This window comes from Agrobacterium sp. NPDC089420 (genome assembly GCF_044900305.1).
Lineage (GTDB): Bacteria > Pseudomonadota > Alphaproteobacteria > Rhizobiales > Rhizobiaceae > Agrobacterium.
This window is the reverse complement of the sequence record NZ_JBJDMY010000006.1, coordinates 258,474-276,377: the sequence shown is the minus strand read 5'-3', so window position 1 is coordinate 276,377 and position 17,904 is coordinate 258,474. Positions and strand designations below refer to the sequence as shown.

18 protein-coding genes are annotated in these 17,904 nt (G+C 60.7%); 3 read left to right on the top strand and 15 right to left on the bottom strand.

What is annotated here, in order from left to right; all coding sequences use genetic code 11:
* Positions 1 to 13 precede the first annotated feature (13 nt).
* The 10 genes from ACI2KA_RS12215 to sdhC form a co-directional block, all read right to left on the bottom strand.
* Positions 14 to 3,010 (bottom strand): 2-oxoglutarate dehydrogenase E1 component, encoded by a 2,997-nt coding sequence (locus ACI2KA_RS12215; protein ID WP_404502317.1) that lies wholly within the window; start codon positions 3,008 to 3,010, stop codon positions 14 to 16.
* 175 nt (positions 3,011 to 3,185) lie between these two features.
* A complete protein-coding gene (sucD, locus tag ACI2KA_RS12210; RefSeq protein WP_295978402.1) occupies positions 3,186 to 4,088 on the bottom strand; it encodes a succinate--CoA ligase subunit alpha in 903 nt (300 codons plus the stop codon).
* Between the two features lie 18 nt (positions 4,089 to 4,106).
* Positions 4,107 to 5,300, bottom strand: a complete 1,194-nt coding sequence (gene sucC, locus ACI2KA_RS12205) for an ADP-forming succinate--CoA ligase subunit beta (RefSeq protein ID WP_404502314.1) — start codon at positions 5,298 to 5,300, stop codon at positions 4,107 to 4,109.
* A 32-nt stretch (positions 5,301 to 5,332) separates the two neighbouring features.
* The gene (gene mdh, locus ACI2KA_RS12200) at positions 5,333 to 6,295 is read right to left on the bottom strand and encodes a malate dehydrogenase (protein ID WP_065114269.1); all 963 of its coding nucleotides are present in this window, start codon (positions 6,293 to 6,295) and stop codon (positions 5,333 to 5,335) included.
* A 178-nt stretch (positions 6,296 to 6,473) separates the two neighbouring features.
* Entirely contained in the window at positions 6,474 to 7,637 is a 1,164-nt protein-coding gene (zapE, locus tag ACI2KA_RS12195; protein WP_404502312.1) for a cell division protein ZapE, read from the bottom strand.
* A gap of 92 nt (positions 7,638 to 7,729) precedes the next feature.
* Positions 7,730 to 8,269 carry a protease inhibitor Inh/omp19 family protein gene (locus tag ACI2KA_RS12190; RefSeq protein WP_404502310.1) on the bottom strand — a complete coding sequence of 180 codons (540 nt, stop codon included), beginning with the start codon at positions 8,267 to 8,269 and terminating at the stop codon, positions 7,730 to 7,732.
* Between the two features lie 205 nt (positions 8,270 to 8,474).
* Positions 8,475 to 9,254 (bottom strand): succinate dehydrogenase iron-sulfur subunit, encoded by a 780-nt coding sequence (locus ACI2KA_RS12185; protein WP_003523509.1) that lies wholly within the window; start codon positions 9,252 to 9,254, stop codon positions 8,475 to 8,477.
* 15 nt (positions 9,255 to 9,269) lie between these two features.
* Positions 9,270 to 11,111 carry a succinate dehydrogenase flavoprotein subunit gene (gene sdhA / locus ACI2KA_RS12180; RefSeq protein WP_404502308.1) on the bottom strand — a complete coding sequence of 614 codons (1,842 nt, stop codon included), beginning with the start codon at positions 11,109 to 11,111 and terminating at the stop codon, positions 9,270 to 9,272.
* A 7-nt stretch (positions 11,112 to 11,118) separates the two neighbouring features.
* Entirely contained in the window at positions 11,119 to 11,499 is a 381-nt protein-coding gene (gene sdhD, locus ACI2KA_RS12175; protein ID WP_404502306.1) for a succinate dehydrogenase, hydrophobic membrane anchor protein, read from the bottom strand.
* 11 nt (positions 11,500 to 11,510) lie between these two features.
* Entirely contained in the window at positions 11,511 to 11,903 is a 393-nt protein-coding gene (sdhC, locus tag ACI2KA_RS12170) for a succinate dehydrogenase, cytochrome b556 subunit (protein ID WP_404502304.1), read from the bottom strand.
* Between the two features lie 307 nt (positions 11,904 to 12,210).
* Between sdhC and ACI2KA_RS12165 the strand changes: the two genes are divergently transcribed.
* Positions 12,211 to 12,579 (top strand): hypothetical protein, encoded by a 369-nt coding sequence (locus ACI2KA_RS12165; RefSeq protein ID WP_404502302.1) that lies wholly within the window; start codon positions 12,211 to 12,213, stop codon positions 12,577 to 12,579.
* 32 nt (positions 12,580 to 12,611) lie between these two features.
* Here ACI2KA_RS12165 and ACI2KA_RS12160 read toward each other — a convergent pair whose 3' ends face one another.
* The 5 genes from ACI2KA_RS12160 to tsaD form a co-directional block, all read right to left on the bottom strand.
* On the bottom strand, positions 12,612 to 13,256 hold the full coding sequence (locus ACI2KA_RS12160) for a class I SAM-dependent methyltransferase (RefSeq protein WP_404502300.1): 645 nt from the start codon (positions 13,254 to 13,256) through the stop codon (positions 12,612 to 12,614).
* 7 nt (positions 13,257 to 13,263) lie between these two features.
* Positions 13,264 to 13,707, bottom strand: a complete 444-nt coding sequence (locus tag ACI2KA_RS12155; protein WP_404502298.1) for an EVE domain-containing protein — start codon at positions 13,705 to 13,707, stop codon at positions 13,264 to 13,266.
* 6 nt (positions 13,708 to 13,713) lie between these two features.
* Positions 13,714 to 14,007, bottom strand: coding sequence for a YciI-like protein (locus ACI2KA_RS12150; RefSeq protein ID WP_052818748.1), 294 nt, complete (start codon positions 14,005 to 14,007; stop codon positions 13,714 to 13,716).
* A gap of 63 nt (positions 14,008 to 14,070) precedes the next feature.
* Positions 14,071 to 15,054: an NAD(P)H-dependent glycerol-3-phosphate dehydrogenase gene (locus ACI2KA_RS12145; protein WP_404502296.1), complete on the bottom strand. Its 984-nt coding sequence runs from the start codon at positions 15,052 to 15,054 to the stop codon at positions 14,071 to 14,073.
* On the bottom strand, positions 15,054 to 16,151 hold the full coding sequence (tsaD, locus tag ACI2KA_RS12140; protein WP_404502294.1) for a tRNA (adenosine(37)-N6)-threonylcarbamoyltransferase complex transferase subunit TsaD: 1,098 nt from the start codon (positions 16,149 to 16,151) through the stop codon (positions 15,054 to 15,056). The genes ACI2KA_RS12145 and tsaD overlap by 1 nt, the downstream gene beginning before the upstream one ends.
* A 73-nt stretch (positions 16,152 to 16,224) precedes the next feature.
* Between tsaD and hemC the strand changes: the two genes are divergently transcribed.
* Positions 16,225 to 17,154: a hydroxymethylbilane synthase gene (gene hemC / locus ACI2KA_RS12135; RefSeq protein ID WP_404502292.1), complete on the top strand. Its 930-nt coding sequence runs from the start codon at positions 16,225 to 16,227 to the stop codon at positions 17,152 to 17,154.
* Between the two features lie 4 nt (positions 17,155 to 17,158).
* Positions 17,159 to 17,893: a uroporphyrinogen-III synthase gene (locus tag ACI2KA_RS12130; protein WP_404502290.1), complete on the top strand. Its 735-nt coding sequence runs from the start codon at positions 17,159 to 17,161 to the stop codon at positions 17,891 to 17,893.
* Positions 17,894 to 17,904: the final 11 nt, after the last annotated feature.

The following is a 17,904-nucleotide window of genomic DNA, read 5'->3' as shown; positions in this document are numbered from 1 at the left end:
TGCGGGAGAGTTCTCACTCTCCCAGCGCGTCTTCCAGGAACGCAGCAAGCTGCGCCAGATGCTTGGACATCAGGCCGGTCGCCGGAGAGGCGGCAGCCGGACGGCCCGTATAACGGACCTTCTGGTACTTGGCGTCGATATGCGCCAGGACCCATTCAAGGTAAGGATCGATGAACGACCACGCACCCATGTTCTTCGGCTCTTCCTGGCACCAGACCATCTCCGCATTGCGGAAACGGGAAAGCTCGTTGATGAGCGCCTTGGCCGGGAACGGATAGAGCTGCTCGACACGCAGCAGGTAGATGTCGTCGATACCGCGCTTTTCGCGCTCCTCGAGAAGATCGTAATAGACCTTGCCCGTGCACATGACGACGCGGCGGATCTTCGAATCCTTCTGCAGCTTGATCGGACCGTCCTTGATGACCTCAGCATCGTCCCACAGGAGACGGTGGAAGGAGGACTCGCCTGCAAGCTCGGCCAGCGACGAGGTGGCGCGCTTGTGACGCAGCAGCGACTTCGGCGTCATCAGGATCAGCGGCTTGCGGAAGTCACGCTTCATCTGGCGGCGCAGGATGTGGAAGTAGTTGGCCGGCGTCGTGCAGTTAGCAACCTGCATGTTGTCTTCGGCGCACATCTGCAGCCAGCGCTCCAGACGGGCGGAAGAGTGTTCCGGACCCTGACCTTCATAACCGTGCGGCAGAAGGCAGACGAGGCCGGACATGCGCAGCCACTTGCGTTCACCGGACGAGATGAACTGGTCGAACACCACCTGCGCGCCGTTGGCGAAGTCGCCGAACTGGGCTTCCCAGAGGGTCAGCGCATTCGGGCGGGCCAGCGAATAGCCGTATTCGAAACCGAGAACGGCTTCTTCCGAAAGCATCGAGTTGATGACTTCGTAACGGGCCTGCGTCGGCGACAGGTTGGCCAGCGGAATATAACGCTCTTCGGTCTCCTGATCGTAGAGGACCGAATGACGCTGCGAGAAGGTGCCGCGTTCGCAATCCTGGCCAGACAGACGAATCTTGTGGCCGTCGGCAACGAGCGAACCGAAAGCCAGGGCTTCCGCCATCGCCCAGTCGATACCTTCACCCGTCTCGATCATCTGCGAGCGGTTCTCCATGAAACGCTGGATGGTGCGATGGGCGGTGAAGCCTTCCGGAATGGTCGACAGCTTCTTGCCGATTTCCTTCAGCTGCTTCATCGGCACGCCGGTCTTGCCGCGGCGCTGCTCGTCGGCATTGTCGGCGGCGCGCAGACCCGACCACTGACCATCCAGCCAGTCGGCCTTGTTCGGCTTGTAGGACTGGCCCGCTTCGAATTCCTGCTCCAGATGGGCGCGCCAGTCGGCCTTCATCTTCTCGAATTCGCCTTCGCTGATCAGGCCTTCGGCGATCAGACGATCGGCATAGATGCGCGCCACGGTCTTGTGGCCACGGATGACCTTGTACATCTTCGGCTGCGTGAACGCCGGCTCGTCGCCTTCGTTATGGCCAAAGCGGCGATAGCAGAACATGTCGACGACAACGGGCTTGTGGAACTTCATGCGGTATTCGGTCGCAACCTTCGCCGCATAGGTCACCGCTTCGGGATCGTCACCATTGACGTGGAAGATCGGCGCCTCGATCATCTTGGCGACGTCGGACGGATAAGGCGACGAGCGCGAGAAGGCCGGGTTCGTCGTGAAGCCGATCTGGTTGTTGATGATGAAGTGCATGGTGCCGGCAACGCGGTGACCGCGCAGGCCGGAAAGGCCGAGAATTTCGGCAACAACGCCCTGACCCGCAAAAGCGGCATCGCCGTGCAGCAAGAGCGGCAGCACCTTGGCGCGTTCGGACAGCGGAATGACGTCGCCGTCCCACGCCTTGGCAAGCTGGTCCTGCTTGGCGCGCGCCTTGCCCATGACGACCGGATTGACGATTTCAAGGTGCGACGGGTTGGCCGTCAGCGACAGGTGCACCTTGTTGCCGTCGAATTCGCGGTCGGAAGACGCACCGAGGTGGTACTTCACGTCACCCGAACCTTCGACGTCGTCCGGCTTGAACGAACCGCCCTTGAATTCGTGGAACACGGCGCGGTGCGGCTTGCCCATGACGTTGGTCAGAACGTTCAGGCGGCCGCGGTGAGCCATGCCGAGAACGACTTCTTCCAGGCCCTCCTGGCCGCCGCGCTTGATGATCTGCTCCAGCGCCGGGATCAGCGATTCACCGCCATCGAGGCCGAAACGCTTGGTGCCCTTGAAGCGCACGTCGAGGAACTGCTCGTAACCTTCGGCTTCGACCAGCTTCGACAGAATGGCCTTCTTGCCTTCCGCCGTGAAGGCGACGCCCTTGTCCGGACCTTCGATGCGCTCCTGGATCCAGCCTTTTTCTTCCGGGCTGGACATGTGCATGAATTCGACGCCGATGGTGGAGCAGTAGGTGCGCTCCAGAATATCGATCATCTCGCGCACGGTCGCATATTCGAGGCCGAGCACGTTATCGATGAAAATCTTGCGGTCGTAGTCGCTTTCCTCGAAGCCGTAGGACTTCGGCGACAGCTCGTTGTAATCCTCGACCGCAACCGCGATGCCGAGCGGATCGAGCTTGGCGTGCAGGTGGCCGCGCATACGGTAGGCGCGGATCATCATGATGGCGCGAACGCTGTCACGGGTCGCCTGCAGCACTTCCGCTTCGCTGACCGGCTTGCCCGTATCGGCGCTCTTGGCTTCGGCCTTCGCCTGAACCTTCTTCTCAATGGCCTTTTCGACCGTGGCCCAGTTTCCATCCAGCGCGGAAACCAGTTCGCCATTCGCCGGGATAGGCCAGTTGGCACGCTTCCAAGAGGCGCCCTTGGCCGCCTTCTTCACGTCTTCCGGATTATCGGACAACGCCTTGAAGAAGCTCTGCCACTCCGGCGACACGGAAGAGGGGTCCTCTTCGTACCGGGCATAGAGCTGCTCGATATAGGCTGCATTCGCGCCGTCCAGAAACGACGTGATCTGAAACTGCTCGTTCGCTTCTTGCCTTGCCATTGTGTTCTTGCGGACTTATCCGTCCGCCTCCTCGATGCCGTTAGGGCCGTTCGCCGGCCTGCCGCTTTGATTATTGCTGTCTGCCGCCGGGGCGGTATGCCGTCTGTCTGTCTTCTTGCGGCATCGGGCAGCGCGGCAATAAAGCCGCGCCGCCCGTTACCGGTGTCATGTGGTCTCAGCCCTTGAGGACTTCAACCAGCGTCTTGCCGAGGCGTGCCGGGGAAGGCGAAACCTTGATGCCGGCAGCTTCCATGGCTGCGATCTTGGATTCTGCGTCGCCCTTGCCGCCGGAAACGACGGCGCCGGCGTGACCCATGGTGCGGCCCTTCGGAGCCGTACGGCCCGCGATGAAACCGGCCATCGGCTTCTTGCGGCCCTTCTTGGCTTCGTCGATCAGGAACTGCGCCGCATCTTCTTCAGCCGAGCCGCCGATTTCGCCGATCATGATGATCGACTGCGTGGCGTCGTCGGCGAGGAACATTTCCAAGACGTCGATGAATTCGGTGCCCTTGACCGGGTCGCCGCCGATGCCGACAGCGGTCGTCTGGCCGAGGCCTTCGTTCGAGGTCTGGAACACAGCTTCATAGGTGAGCGTGCCGGAGCGCGAAACGATGCCGACCGAACCCTTGCGGAAGATGGAGCCCGGCATGATACCGATCTTGCATTCTTCCGGCGTCAGGATGCCCGGGCAGTTCGGGCCGAGCAGGCGCGACTTGGAACGGTCGAGGCGAGCCTTGACACGCACCATGTCCATGACCGGGATACCTTCGGTGATGCAGGTGATGAAGGGAATTTCCGCATCGATGGCTTCGATGATGGCATCGGCTGCACCTGCCGGCGGGACATAGATCACGGACGCATCGGCGCCGGTCTTTTCCTTGGCTTCGGCAACGCTTGCGAAGATCGGCAGGGTTTCGCCCTTGGAACCGGTCCAGGTTTCGCCGCCCTTCTTCGGGTGGATACCGCCCACCATCTGCGTGCCGTAATAGGCAAGCGCCTGTTCGGTGTGGAAGGTGCCGGTCTTGCCGGTCAGGCCCTGTACGAGGACCTTGGTGTCTTTATTGACGAGAATCGACATTATATCCGGTCCTTCAAATTAGCCGTTCACCGCTGCGACGATCTTCTTCGCCGCATCGTCGAGATCGTCAGCCGCGGTGATCGCAAGGCCGGACTCGTTGAGGATCTTCTTGCCAAGCTCGACATTCGTGCCTTCAAGGCGCACGACGAGCGGAACCTTCAGACCGACTTCCTTGACGGCTGCGATCACGCCTTCGGCGATGACGTCGCACTTCATGATGCCGCCGAAGATGTTGACGAGGATGCCCTCGACCTTCGGGTCAGCCGTGATGATCTTGAAGGCTGCCGCAACCTTCTCCTTGCCGGCGCCGCCGCCGACGTCGCAGAAGTTTGCCGGCTCCTTGCCGTACAGCTTGATGATGTCCATCGTCGCCATGGCCAGACCTGCACCGTTGACCATGCAGCCGATGTTGCCGTCGAGGGCGACGTAAGCGAGGTCCCACTTGGAGGCTTCGATTTCCTTGGCGTCTTCTTCGGTCTCGTCGCGCAGAGCCTTGACGTCGTCATGGCGGAACAGCGCATTGCCGTCGAAGGACATCTTGGCGTCGAGAACGCGCAGATGGCCATTTTCCATGACGATCAGCGGGTTGACTTCGAGGAGCGCCATGTCCTTCTCGTTGAAGGCCTTGTAGAGGATCGGGAACAGAGACTTGGCGTCTTCCGCTGCAACGCCGTCAAGCTCGAGAGCCTTGGAGATTGCGGCAACGTCGGCGTCGCTCACGCCCTTTTCCGGGTTGATGGCGATAGTGTGGATCTTTTCCGGCGTGTCGTGGGCGACCGCCTCGATGTCCATGCCGCCTTCGGTGGAAACCACGAATGCGACCTGGCCGACGGAGCGGTCAACCAGCAGCGAGCAATAGAGTTCGCGGGCAATGTCCGCGCCGTCTTCGATGTAGAGACGGTTGACCTGCTTGCCGGCGTCGCCCGTCTGTGCGGTGACCAGCGTGTTGCCGAGCATGTCCTTGGCATGGGAGACGACCTCGTCGATCGACTTCGCCAGACGAACGCCACCCTTGGCGTCCGGGCCGAGTTCCTTGAACTTGCCCTTGCCGCGGCCGCCAGCGTGGATCTGGCTCTTGACGACGTAGAGCGGGCCGGGAAGCTGCTTTGCGGCAGCTTCGGCTTCTTCGACCTTGAGAATGGCGACGCCTTCCGCAACCGGCGCGCCGTAGCCCTTCAGAAGAGCCTTGGCCTGATATTCGTGAATATTCATGGAATAATCCCTGTTTGGAGCCGCTTAGGCTATTATTTCAGCGACGGAGCGATGTTGACGCAGGCTTCGCAAAGACCAGCGACGGCGCCGACGGATTTCTGGAAGGCGGCTTCTTCTTCCTTGTTGAGCTCGATCTCGATGATGCGCTCGATACCGCCGGCACCGATGATGGTGGGCACGCCGACATACATATCGTCGACGCCATACTGACCCGAGAGGTGGGCAGCGGCCGGCAGAACGCGCTTCTTGTCCTTGAGGTAGGATTCAGCCATTTCGATTGCCGACGCGGCCGGCGCATAATAGGCCGAGCCGGTCTTGAGCAAGCCGACGATTTCCGCGCCGCCATCACGGGTGCGCTGGATGATCTGCTCAAGGCGCTCGGCGGTCAGCCAGCCCATCTTGACGAGGTCGGTCAGCGGAATGCCGCCAACGGTGGAATAACGTGCGAGCGGCACCATCGTATCGCCGTGACCGCCGAGAACGAAGGCAGTGACATCCTGAACCGAAACGTTGAATTCTTCAGCCAGGAACAGGCGGAAACGCGCGCTGTCGAGAACGCCGGCCATGCCGACGACCTTGTTCTTCGGCAGGCCGGAGAACTTCTGCAGCGCCCAGACCATGGCGTCGAGCGGGTTGGTGATGCAGATGACGAAAGCGTTCGGGGCATATTTCTTGATGCCGGCGCCGACCTGTTCCATGACCTTGAGGTTGATGCCGAGAAGATCGTCGCGGCTCATGCCCGGCTTGCGGGCAACACCGGCGGTGACGATGCAGACGTCGGCACCTTCGATGGCGGCGTAGTCGGAAGCGCCGGAGAGCTTGGCGTTGAAACCTTCAACCGGGCCGGACTGGGCAATATCCAGACCCTTGCCCTGCGGAATGCCGTCGGCAATATCGAAGAGGACGATATCGCCCAGTTCCTTCAGGCTGGCGAGATGCGCCAGCGTGCCGCCGATCATGCCAGAACCAATAAGTGCAATTTTTTTGCGAGCCATCGAATGCTTCCTCTCGAGCTTCAACTCAATTTCACCGCGCCAAACCGGCAGCCAAATTGTCGCACTCCGATTAGCCCCATTGGCCAAAATTGGCAACAGATTCTTTCGTAATGAATATTTTCAATCGTTTAGATCATTATTTTCTTACGTAAACGTAAGAAAATGCGTCACGAAAGTGTCAAACTTTCTGCCGTTTTTCGTGATGCAGCGCCAGATAATCCGCGCTGCGCATTTCGAACAGGCGCGAGGCCGTACGATCGAACTCGAAACCCTCCGTTCCCTTGCGTTTGCCGAGCAGGTCTTCCGGCATGGCGGCAGCGGAGGCAAAAAGCCGGACGCTGTGGTCGTAAAGGGCATCGATAAGGATGATGAAACGCTTGGTCTCGTTGCGCCTGTCCGCGTTCAAGAACGGGATATGGTCGATGAAGACCGTGTCGAAACGATTGGCGATGGCAAGGAAGTCGGAAGCCCCGAGCGGCTTTTCGCAAAGGTCGGAAAATGAGAAGCGCGCCACGCGGCCGCTGGCGCGCGGCACCAGGATGGAGCGACCCTTCATCGGGATTTCCGTCGGCGCAACGAGATGGCCGCCGGTCATGTGCCGAAAGGCCATGTCCATCGCCTGATCCGCCGCACCGTCCAGCGGCGTCACATAGACCGGCAGGCTCTCCAGCTTTTCCATCCGGTAATCGGTGGGGCTGTCCAGCGTCACCACCTCCACATACTTCTTGAGCAGATCGACGAAGGGCAGGAAGAGGCCGCGATTGAGCCCGTCCTTGTAGAGATTGTCCGGCACGACGTTGGAGGTCGTCACCAATGTGCAGCCATTGGCGAACAACTCGCTGAACAACCGGGCGAGGATCATCGCATCGGCAATATCCGTGACCGTGAATTCGTCGAAACATAAAAGTTCCGCTTCCGCCAGAAGCTCCGCCGCAACGGGCGGGATCGGATCGGCCTGTTTGGTCTCGCCGTTTTTCAGCTTCTGCCGATGCGCATGCACACGATTATGCACATCCGCCATGAATTCATGAAAATGGCAGCGCCGTTTCGACGCGACGGGCGCCATCTCGTAAAACATGTCCATCAGCATGGTCTTGCCGCGGCCGACACTGCCATAGACATACAAGCCTTTTACCGAGGTGGCCGGGCCGGACTTGCGCGCGAACATCCAGCCGAGCGCGCTCTTTTTCTTGGCGGGCTTGCGCGCCTTCAGATCGGCGAGGATACGATCGAGATGTGCCGCCACGCCCAGCTGGGCGGCATCGGCCTGCAAGGTACCCGCTGCCGTCAATGCGTTGAGCTGTTCAACGACACTATGATTGTAATCAGGCAACGGCTTCATCGAAAAACGCTCCGGTCGCGGACACCCGAAGGCCCCCGCGGCGAATGGAATGGCTCAGAACAGGGAACGCAATCCGGATGCACCGGAAAGCTCTATCGGCTGAGGCTGAGCGGCTGGCCGCTATTGGTCGTGCCGTCAAAGCGCGCATCGGCGCTCTTGTAGACGCGGCCGATCGTGTCACCCGAACGGTTCTTGAAGAGGACCATCTTGCCGGACACTTCCCACGAACCCATCGCCGTCAACTCGCCGGAGCAGCCACGTGTGCCGCCACGCGAACCGCTGCCGAGATTGGTAAGCGTCAGGAACATGTCGCAATTCGCGCCGCCATTGGAAACGCGCCAGTTACCGACCATGGATTCCTTGGTAACGTCGAGCGCGGTGGTGGGCGGAGCGGCGGAAGCAAGGTCGGTGCCACCGGGCGTTGCCGAGGCGGGCGCCGACGGGAACTGACCACCCGAAGCGCCACCCGGCGGCGGCAAGGCACCGGACTGCACGGAGGGAACGGGCTGCGCCTGCAAGGGCGGCGTATAACCGGGATTATTGCCGCTGTTGTTGTAATCATAGGAGGTACGTTGGCAACCGGCGAGACTCATCACAACCGCAAGGCCCGTCACCACATATCTGAATTGCATATCAAGCTCCCGATTCTCTCGCTTCCGGAAAGACCATGATCAAACAAGAAGGCTGAATTATTACCAAAGCCTTATCTTGCGCAAGCGATGGCCGGGATAATTACCATTTCGGTCGATTTTTACCGAATTTTCCCAGGCACGGTTGTAAAAAGAGCCGCGGCTGAGACCGCGGCCCGGATAAATTGCCGTTGCCAGCGAATCGTATTTAGACGCGGCGTTCCACCATCATCTTCTTGATTTCCGCGATCGCCTTGGCCGGGTTCAAGCCCTTCGGGCAGGCCTGCGCGCAGTTCATGATGGTGTGGCAACGATAAAGGCGGAACGGGTCCTCGAGATTATCGAGACGCTCACCGGTTGCCTCGTCGCGGCTGTCGATCAGCCAGCGATAGGCCTGCAGCAGAACGGCCGGACCAAGATAACGGTCGCCATTCCACCAGTAGCTGGGACAGGAGGTGGAGCAGCAGGCGCACAAAATGCACTCATAAAGACCGTCCAGCTTCAGGCGGTCCTCATGGCTCTGCTTCCATTCCTTGGCGGGTGTCGGCGAAACCGTCTTCAGCCAGGGTTCGATGGAGCGGTGTTGGGCGTAGAAGTTCGACAGGTCGGGAACAAGGTCCTTCACGACAGGCATGTGCGGAAGCGGATAAACCTTCACCGTGCCGTTGATCTCTTCCATGCCCTTGGTGCAGGCAAGCGTGTTGGTGCCGTCGATATTCATGGCGCAGGAACCGCAGATGCCTTCGCGGCAGGAGCGGCGCAGCGTCAGCGTCGGGTCGATATTGTTCTTGATGTAGAGAAGCGCATCGAGAACCATCGGCCCGCAATCGTCGACATCGATATAATAGGTATCGATGCGCGGGTTCTGACCGTCATCCGGGTTCCAGCGATAGATGCGGTATTCGCGCACATTCTTGGCGCCGTCCGGCTTCGGCCAGACCTTGCCTTCGCTGATCTGGGAATTCTTGGGGAGAGCGAGTTCAACCATATCCAGTTCCTCAAATCAGTAGACGCGCGCCTTCGGCTCGATCTTTTTCGGATCGATGCCGTCGGCGATGAGGTCGGTGTGAACCGGGCGGTAGTCGAGCTTGACGTCGCCTTCCGGGCTGACCCAGGCAAGCGTGTGCTTGCGCCAGTTCACGTCGTCGCGACCGGCGAACGGACCGTCGACGAAATCCTCGCGGGCGTGCGAACCGCGGCTTTCCTTGCGCGCTTCCGCGCCATAGACCGTGGTGATCGCATTGGCCATGAGGTTGTGCAGCTCGAGCGTCTCGACCAGATCGGAGTTCCAGACCATCGAGCGGTCGGTCACCTTGACGTCGGGCAGTTCCTTCCAGATGGCGGAAAGACGCTGGCAACCGCTTTCCAGCGATTCCTGGGTGCGGAACACGGCCGCATCGTCCTGCATGGCGCGCTGCATCTTGTCACGCAGCACCGCCGTCGGCGTCGAGCCATTGGCGTAACGCAGGCTGTCGAAGCGTTCCATGATCTTGTCGCAGGCCGCAATGTCGAGCGCGGGAACCGCCGCATCGCGGTCGATGACCTGGGCAGCGCGAATGGCGGCGGCACGGCCGAAGACCACAAGGTCGATCAGCGAGTTGGAACCAAGGCGGTTCGCACCGTGAACCGAGGCGCAACCGGCTTCGCCGACGGCCATCAGGCCGGGCGCGATGCGTTCCGGGTTGTTGGCATCGGCATTCAGCACTTCACCCCAATAATTGGTCGGAATACCGCCCATATTATAGTGAACCGTCGGCAGAACCGGGATAGGCTCGCGCGTCACATCGACGCCGGCGAAAATCTTGGCGCTTTCGGAAATGCCTGGAAGGCGCTCATGCAGGATTGCCGGATCGAGGTGATCGAGATGCAGGAAGATGTGGTCCTTGTTCTTGCCGACGCCGCGGCCTTCACGGATTTCCATCGTCATGCAGCGCGACACCACGTCACGCGAGGCAAGGTCTTTTGCCGAAGGCGCATAACGCTCCATGAAGCGCTCGCCTTCGGAGTTGACGAGATAACCGCCTTCGCCGCGCGCGCCTTCGGTGATCAGGCAGCCTGCGCCATAAATGCCGGTCGGGTGGAACTGCACGAATTCCATGTCCTGGAGCGGCAGACCGGCGCGGGCAATCATGCCGCCGCCATCGCCGGTGCAGGTATGGGCGGACGTCGCCGAGAAATAGGCGCGGCCGTAACCGCCGGTCGCCAGCACCACCATCTTGGCGGAGAAACGATGGATCGTGCCGTCATCGAGGTTCCAGGCAACGACGCCGGTGCAACGGCCGTCTGCCGACATGATGAGGTCGAGCGCGAAATATTCGATGAAGAATTCGGCATTGTTGCGCAGCGACTGGCCATAAAGCGTGTGCAGGATGGCGTGGCCGGTACGGTCGGCGGCGGCGCAGGTGCGCTGCACCGGCGGGCCTTCACCGTAGTTCTGCATGTGGCCGCCGAACGGGCGCTGGTAGATCTTGCCTTCTTCGTTGCGCGAGAACGGCACGCCGTAATGCTCCAGCTCATAGACCGCCTTCGGCGCTTCCATGGCGAGATATTGCATCGCGTCAACGTCACCCAGCCAGTCGGAACCCTTTACGGTGTCGTAAAGGTGCCACTGCCAACAGTCGGGCGTCATATTGGTGAGCGATGCGGCAATGCCGCCCTGCGCCGCGACCGTGTGGGAGCGTGTCGGGAAAACCTTGGTGATGCAGGCCGTGCGGAAACCCTGTTCCGCCATGCCGAGCGTTGCGCGCAGACCCGCGCCGCCAGCGCCCACCACGATCACGTCATAGGAGTGATCGACATAGGTATAGGCCTTGCCATTCTGGGAAGGTGAACTGATCGATGCCATGGCGGACTTATCCTGCGAATGCGATTTTCAGAATGGCGAAAATGGAAAGACCACCAATCAGAATCGCGAAAAACGTATTGAGCATCAGAAGAACGAGCTTCGAAACCTCGGCGTGAACGTAGTCTTCGATGATGACCTGCATGCCGAGCTTCATGTGAATGAGGCCGGAAACCAGCACCAGAGCCATGATGACCGCAACGAGCGGGTTCGACAGCGCGGCGACGACTTCCGGATAGGGCGCGCCGGCATATTTGATGAGAAAGACCACGAAGAAGATCAGCAGCGGAACGTTGGCGACCGCGGTGACGCGCTGGCGCAGGAAATGATTGGTGCCTTCCTTGGCGGAGCCGAGACCGCGAACCTTTCCGAGAGGTGTACGCATATCCATGAAAAATCTCCTCAGCGCACGATCAGGACAATGACCCAGATCAGCGCGGTCAGACAGATCGACGCGACCCACGAGGCCTTTGCCAGCTTGGTGGTAAAGTGCTTTTCGAAGCCATGCCCCAGATCCCACATGAAATGGCGAAGACCGCCCAGCAGGTGGTGGACCAGAGCCCAGGTGTATCCGATCAGGACAAGCTTACCGATGATCGTGCCCATCGCCCAGCTGACCCAATCGTAATAGGCCGGACCGGAAGCAAGCGCGATCAACCACCAGGCGACCAGAAGCGTTCCGAAATAAAGCGCGCCGCCCGTGATGCGGTGCACGATGGATGCGACCATCGTCGGGATAGGCTTGTAGATTTGAAGATGCGGCGACAGAGGCCGGTTATTTGTCACATTCGCCATCAGAACCTCGCGGCGTTTTCCCGTGCGCCCATCAAGACAGGGCGCCCCCAAGCAACAGCACATGACGAAAGAATGTGCATTGCACCAACCGCGACGTTTAATCACATGGGAGCATCACCACAAGCACATTTCACGACCGATTCCAATTTAATCGATTGGTTCACGAATTTTTTTTGGATTTTTTTTGCGTCAAAATAAAAAATCGAGCGTTTCCAAGATTTACGCCCTCAAAATATTTACCTTTACGTAAATCAGAAAAGGTGTAATTTACCATTGGTTAACCTCAAAAAACCGGAGCATGAGGCTCATGTTACAGCGCCGAATCGCCGTCCCGACCATGATGGTCGCAGGCGTCATTTTCACCTTCATGCCTCCGGCAGCGGCAGAGGATTTTCATAGTCGCCATGATAATCGGCACCGTCAATCGCAGGTAAGTTTCTCCACGGACGGGCTGCCGTCAACCCTTTCCGGCGGCACGTATGTGGGCGCGATATCGGCCTTGCGGGTCCGCGGCAACGGCAATTATTTCGCGATCGGCGGCGGGTTTGCGCGAAGAGGAGTATCGGATACGCCGGCCGCACAACTTGCGCCCAAGGCTAAAATCATCAACGTCCAGGCCGAAACCGCGGGCAATGCCTGCGCCTATGAACATGGCGTCTGCATTATCAGGCCCTGAGGCATTTCCAATAAAAATGCCAAACGCTCCGGTCAGATGAAACGCCACACCGTGGTCTTTTTCACTTCACTGTCTTCCAGCGCCCGTGTCACCGGCACCTGATAGGTCGCCTCGGCGCGAAGGCGGTCTTTCGGCAGATAGGCCCGCCCGGGATCGCCCACGAGCACGCTCACGCCTTTTTCCGTCAGCTCCAGAAACCACGGCACCAGAAGATCGGCAAAGGCGCGGTCATAAAACACGTCGCCCGCCAGCAGAACATCCGCCTCCACCGGCTTACCGACCAGATCCAGCCCCGTGAAACGAATATCCACGCCGTTAAGCGCCGCATTCAGCCGGATGGCCGTTTGCGTCCACGGATCGATATCGGCGGCCAGAACCGTGCCGGCACCGGCTTTTGCCGCAGCGATGGCGACCAGCCCGGAGCCGCTGGCGAAATCCAGTACGCGCCTGCCGCAAACGCTGTCAGGGTGATCGAGAACATAACGGGCAAGCCCCTGCCCGCCGGCCCAGGCAAAGGCCCAGAAGGGCGGCGGCAGGCCAATCTCTTCCAGCTCCTCCTCCGTCTTCAGCCACAGATCATGGGCTTCAGTGGCAAGATGAAGGCGCAATTCCGGCACATGCGGCGGATGCATGACGCCGGTATTGTCGAGAATGAAGCGTTCGGGATCGGTCCTCACCGAGGTATCAGTCCGGCGATTTCGGCGGATTGGCGAGGCCGCCCATACGGCAGACTTCGTAATATTCCTCTTCCGTTACCGGCTGCACGGAAAGCCGCATGGAGGTGACCAGGGACATCTTCGCCAGCTTGGGGTTGGCCTTCACATCCTTCAGCGAAACCGGCTGCGGCATGTCGCAGACAGCGCGGATATCCACGCAATCCCACTTCGGATCGCCTTCGGCGGTCGAGTCCGGATGCGACAATGCGCAGACTTCGACGATGCCGACGACATCCAGCCCTTCATTGGAGTGGTAGAAGAAACCCTTGTCGCCGATCTGCATGGCGCGCATGTTGTTGCGCGCCTGATAGTTGCGCACGCCGGTCCATTCTTCGCCCGCCTCGCCCTTGGCCTTCTGCATCTCCCAGGACCATTTGAACGGTTCGGACTTGTAAAGCCAGTAATTCGTCATGCCCGCTCACGCTCCCGGATTGTTGAAGACCCAATTATAGGGCTTCACGTCAACGCTTTCGAACAGGCCAGCCTTGGCATAGGGATCGGCATCGGCAAGCGCCTTCGCCGCATCGATATCAGCGGCTTCCACGATGACGAGGCTGCCATTCGGCTTGCCTTCGGCGTCCAGGAAAGGCCCGGCGATCTTCAGCGTGCCCTCGGCATTCAGCTTGTTCAAATGTTCCAGATGGGCCGGGCGCGTTTCCATGCGCACATTCAGATGGCCGGGCTTGTCCTTGCAGATAAACGCAAACAGCATTGTCGTCTCCTCGTTAAAACATGTCTTCCAAGAGCGTCAGCGGCTTGGAGAAAAGACCCGCCCTCATTCGGTGGTGATGGGCCGCGTCATCAATTGTTGCATGGCGCTCGCCACATCCAGATTGCCATCGATAATGGCGGCCACGGCTTCAGTAACCGGCATGTCGACGGCATGACTTTCTCCAAGCCGGGCGGCGACGGCAGCTGCGAAAGCGCCCTCCACCAGCCCGCCGAACATGTCCTTGCCCTCGCCCCGGCCAAGCGCGATGCCAAAACGCAGGTTTCGCGACTGGTGGCTGGTGGCGGTCAGCACCAGATCGCCGAGGCCTGAAAGGCCGCGCACCGTATCGGCCTTGCCGCCCATGGCAACGATGAGACGCGACATTTCCGCAAGGCCACGCGAAATCAGCGCCGCCCGGGCTGAATCGCCAAGACCCGCGCCTTCGACGATGCCGGCGGCAATGGCGAGCACATTCTTCAACGCCCCGCCAAGCTGCACGCCAATGCGGTCAGTGGAAGCATAAAGCCTGAAGGTCCTGCCGGAAATCGTGGTCGCCAGCCGTTCGGCAACCGCCGCGTCTTCCGCCGCGATCGCCATGGCGGTCGGCAGTCCGCGGGCGATATCGGCAGCGAAGCCCGGACCGGAAAGGACCGCGATCGGGTGATGCGGCAGTTCCGCCTCCAGAAGCTCCGTCAGCAGGCGGCCGGAGCTGCGGTCGATGCCCTTGGCGCAGGTGACGACGATGGAATCACTAGCCAGATAAGGACCATAATGGCGGGCCGCGTCGGCATGGGCCTGCGATGGCATGGCGAAGAGCACGATGCCGGCCCCGGCCAGCACATCCGCTTCTGCCGAGAATTCGAGCGCCTCCGGCAGGTCCACGCCCGGCAGGGCCGCCTCGTGCACACGGTCGCTCCTAAGATCGGCCATCAGCGAAGGATCGCGGCCGAGCAAAGTCACGTCATGCCGGTTTTCCAGCGCAATGACGACGGCAAGCGCGGTTCCGAAGGCGCCGGCACCGATGACGACGATTTTTTCCCGCTGCATCAGGCCTTGGCTCCCCTTTTACCGAAACCGATCAAAGTTTCCGCGCTGCCATCGAGCGGCCAGCGCGAGCGTGGCGGAATGTCCAGCGGATCGGCTTGCCTGCCATCGGCCATCCGCTCCAGCCCGGCCCAGGCGATCATCGCGGCATTGTCGGTGCAGAGCCGGTGCGGCGGCGCGATGAAGTGGAAACCGTGGCTATCGCAAAGCGCCTGTAGCGTGTGGCGGATTTCCTGATTGGCGGCCACGCCGCCAGCCACCACCAGCGCGGGTCTGGTTTCCAGATGCGGAAACTCCTGGCTGAAACGGGCAAGGCCGCGGCCGATGCGATCCTTGAGGGTGCGCGACACCGCCTTCTGGAAAGAGGCGCAGATATCGGCAATATCCTGCTCTGAAAGCGGTGCGATGGCGGTCGCCGCCTGCCGTACCGCCGTCTTCAGGCCGGAAAAGGAAAAGTCGAGCCGGGTCTCGCCGACCATCGGGCGCGGCAGCGGAAAACGGTTCGGATCACCCTTCGCCGCCGCCTTCTCGACCGCAGGTCCGCCGGGATAGGGCAGGCCCAGAAGTTTCGCGGTCTTGTCAAAGGCTTCTCCCAGCGCGTCATCGATGGTGGTGCCCCAGCGCTCATAGTCGCCGACACCGCGCACCAGCACCAGCTGGGTATGACCACCGGAAACCAGCAGCATCAGGTAGGGGAAAGACAGACCATCCGTCAGCCGCGCCGTCAGCGCGTGGCCTTCCAGATGATTGATGGCGTAAAGCGGCTTGCCGGCCGCCCTGGCGATCGCCTTGCCGGTCATCAAGCCTACCAGCAGGCCACCGATGAGGCCGGGACCGGATGTGGCGGCAATGGCGTCGACATCGGCAAGCGTCACACCCGCCTGTTCCAGCGCCTCTTCCACCAGCGTATCCAGCGCCTCGACATGGGCGCGCGCGGCAATTTCCGGCACCACGCCGCCATAGGCGCTGTGTTCCTCAAGCTGCGACAAAACGACGTCGGAGACGATCTCGCCGCGGCCGTCCGCGTGCCGAACCACAATGGATGCAGCGGTTTCGTCACAGCTGGTCTCTATGCCGAGGATACGAAGAAAGGGGGTCATCAAATCTGTTCGTTCATTGCGATCATGCGCGGAGTTGGTCTAAGACAACTCCGGTAACAATGGATAGACGCGGATGCAAACAAAACCTTTCCGAATCGGCACGCGCGGCAGCCCTCTGGCGCTTGCGCAGGCTTACGAGACCCGCAGCCGGCTGATGGCAGCGAATGGTCTGCCGGAAGAGATGTTCGAAATCGTCGTGCTGTCCACCAAGGGCGACCGGATCACCGACCGCGCTTTGTCGGAAATCGGCGGCAAGGGCCTGTTCACCGAGGAACTGGAAAACCAGCTTCTCTCCGGCGAACTCGATATTGCCGTGCACTCCTCCAAGGACATGCCGACCGTTTTGCCACAAGGCCTTCATCTCTCCGCCTTCCTGCCACGGGAAGACATGCGCGACGCCTTCATCGGCCGCACCGCACCGAAGCTTATGGAACTGCCACATGGCGCGGTTGTCGGCTCCGCCTCCCTGCGCCGCCAGGCGCTGATCCGCCGTCTGCGACCCGATCTCAGCGTCATCATTTTTCGCGGCCTGGTCGATACCCGCTTGCGCAAGCTGGAAGAAGGCCAGGCGGATGCAACGCTTCTTGCCTTTGCCGGCCTGAAAAGGCTCGGAAAAGACAATGTGCCGACGGAAATTCTCGATCCGAAAGAATTCCCCCCCGCTCCGGCGCAAGGCGCGATCTGTGTGGAAAGCCGTATCGGCGACACGCGCATGGATACGCTGCTTGCCCCCATAAACGACCGGCCGACTTTCGACGCCGTGACCTGTGAGCGCGCCTTTCTGGCCGCACTTGACGGCTCCTGCCGCACACCGATTGCCGGCTATGCCACCTGCGACGGTGTGGATCTGCATTTTTCCGGCCTCATCCTTACTCCCGACGGCCAGACGAGCCACGGGATCGAAGTCTCCGGCAACCGCCAGGATGCGGCGAAACTCGGCAGACAGGCCGGCGAAGACGTGCGCGCCAAGGCGGGCAGCACTTTCTTCGAAGGCTGGAGCTGAACCGATGCGGATCGTCGTCACCCGGCCGCAGCGTTCGGGCGAAAGGACGGCCGCAAAGCTTGCAGCACTCGGCCATGAGCCGGTGTCGCTTCCGCTGTTTCACCCCGTTCATCACGGTGAACGCGCCGTCTCGGCGCTCTCCGGCCCGTTGGCGGCCATTGCAGTGACCAGCGCGGAAGCCGTACGGGCGCTGGACCCATTCGGAGAGCGGCTGGCTCCGCATCTGTCGAAACCGCTTTTTGCCGTCGGCGGGGCAACGGCGCAGGCGGCGGAAAAAGCCGGCTTCGGACAGATATTAACCGCCTCCGGCGATGCCCTGGGTCTGACGGCGCTGGTAACGGAGCACCTCGCTCTTCTTTCCGAAGAACAACCCCTGCTTTATCTCGCCGGCAGGCCGCGCGGTTCGGTCTTCGAGGAAGGCCTTGCCGCTGCGGGCGTTCCCTTCAGAACGGTCGATTGCTACGAGATGCTGCCCTCGAACATCGCCGAAGAAATGCTCGATAAGGCCCTTCTCGACACCGCTGCCGATATCGTCCTGCTGTATTCATCGGAAGCGGCACGGGCCTTTTTCAGCCATGCATCGACGGAAAAATACAAGACAGCCCTGGCAGCGACAAAATTCATCTGCATCAGCCGCAATGTGCTTTCCCTTGTTCCGGAAATCTTTCGTGCCGAGGCCGCCGAAGAACCAAGCGAGGCCGCGATGTTTGAACTTCTGCGCCCCAACTCTGGAACCTAATTCGAGCTCGC

Coding starts and splice junctions, on each gene's coding strand:
- ACI2KA_RS12145 (WP_404502296.1), bottom strand. CDS start 15,054: ATGCAGCGGGAAAAAATCGTCGTCATCGGTGCCGGCGCCTTCGGAACC.
- zapE (WP_404502312.1), bottom strand. CDS start 7,637: ATGAAGCCGTTGCCTGATTACAATCATAGTGTCGTTGAACAGCTCAAC.
- sdhD (WP_404502306.1), bottom strand. CDS start 11,499: ATGGATATGCGTACACCTCTCGGAAAGGTTCGCGGTCTCGGCTCCGCC.
- ACI2KA_RS12130 (WP_404502290.1), top strand. CDS start 17,159: ATGCGGATCGTCGTCACCCGGCCGCAGCGTTCGGGCGAAAGGACGGCC.
- ACI2KA_RS12165 (WP_404502302.1), top strand. CDS start 12,211: ATGTTACAGCGCCGAATCGCCGTCCCGACCATGATGGTCGCAGGCGTC.
- sucD (WP_295978402.1), bottom strand. CDS start 4,088: ATGTCGATTCTCGTCAATAAAGACACCAAGGTCCTCGTACAGGGCCTG.
- ACI2KA_RS12155 (WP_404502298.1), bottom strand. CDS start 13,707: ATGACGAATTACTGGCTTTACAAGTCCGAACCGTTCAAATGGTCCTGG.
- sdhA (WP_404502308.1), bottom strand. CDS start 11,111: ATGGCATCGATCAGTTCACCTTCCCAGAATGGCAAGGCCTATACCTAT.
- ACI2KA_RS12190 (WP_404502310.1), bottom strand. CDS start 8,269: ATGCAATTCAGATATGTGGTGACGGGCCTTGCGGTTGTGATGAGTCTC.
- sucC (WP_404502314.1), bottom strand. CDS start 5,300: ATGAATATTCACGAATATCAGGCCAAGGCTCTTCTGAAGGGCTACGGC.
- ACI2KA_RS12185 (WP_003523509.1), bottom strand. CDS start 9,254: ATGGTTGAACTCGCTCTCCCCAAGAATTCCCAGATCAGCGAAGGCAAG.
- sdhC (WP_404502304.1), bottom strand. CDS start 11,903: ATGGCGAATGTGACAAATAACCGGCCTCTGTCGCCGCATCTTCAAATC.
- ACI2KA_RS12150 (WP_052818748.1), bottom strand. CDS start 14,007: ATGCTGTTTGCGTTTATCTGCAAGGACAAGCCCGGCCATCTGAATGTG.
- mdh (WP_065114269.1), bottom strand. CDS start 6,295: ATGGCTCGCAAAAAAATTGCACTTATTGGTTCTGGCATGATCGGCGGC.
- ACI2KA_RS12215 (WP_404502317.1), bottom strand. CDS start 3,010: ATGGCAAGGCAAGAAGCGAACGAGCAGTTTCAGATCACGTCGTTTCTG.
- tsaD (WP_404502294.1), bottom strand. CDS start 16,151: ATGACCCCCTTTCTTCGTATCCTCGGCATAGAGACCAGCTGTGACGAA.
- hemC (WP_404502292.1), top strand. CDS start 16,225: ATGCAAACAAAACCTTTCCGAATCGGCACGCGCGGCAGCCCTCTGGCG.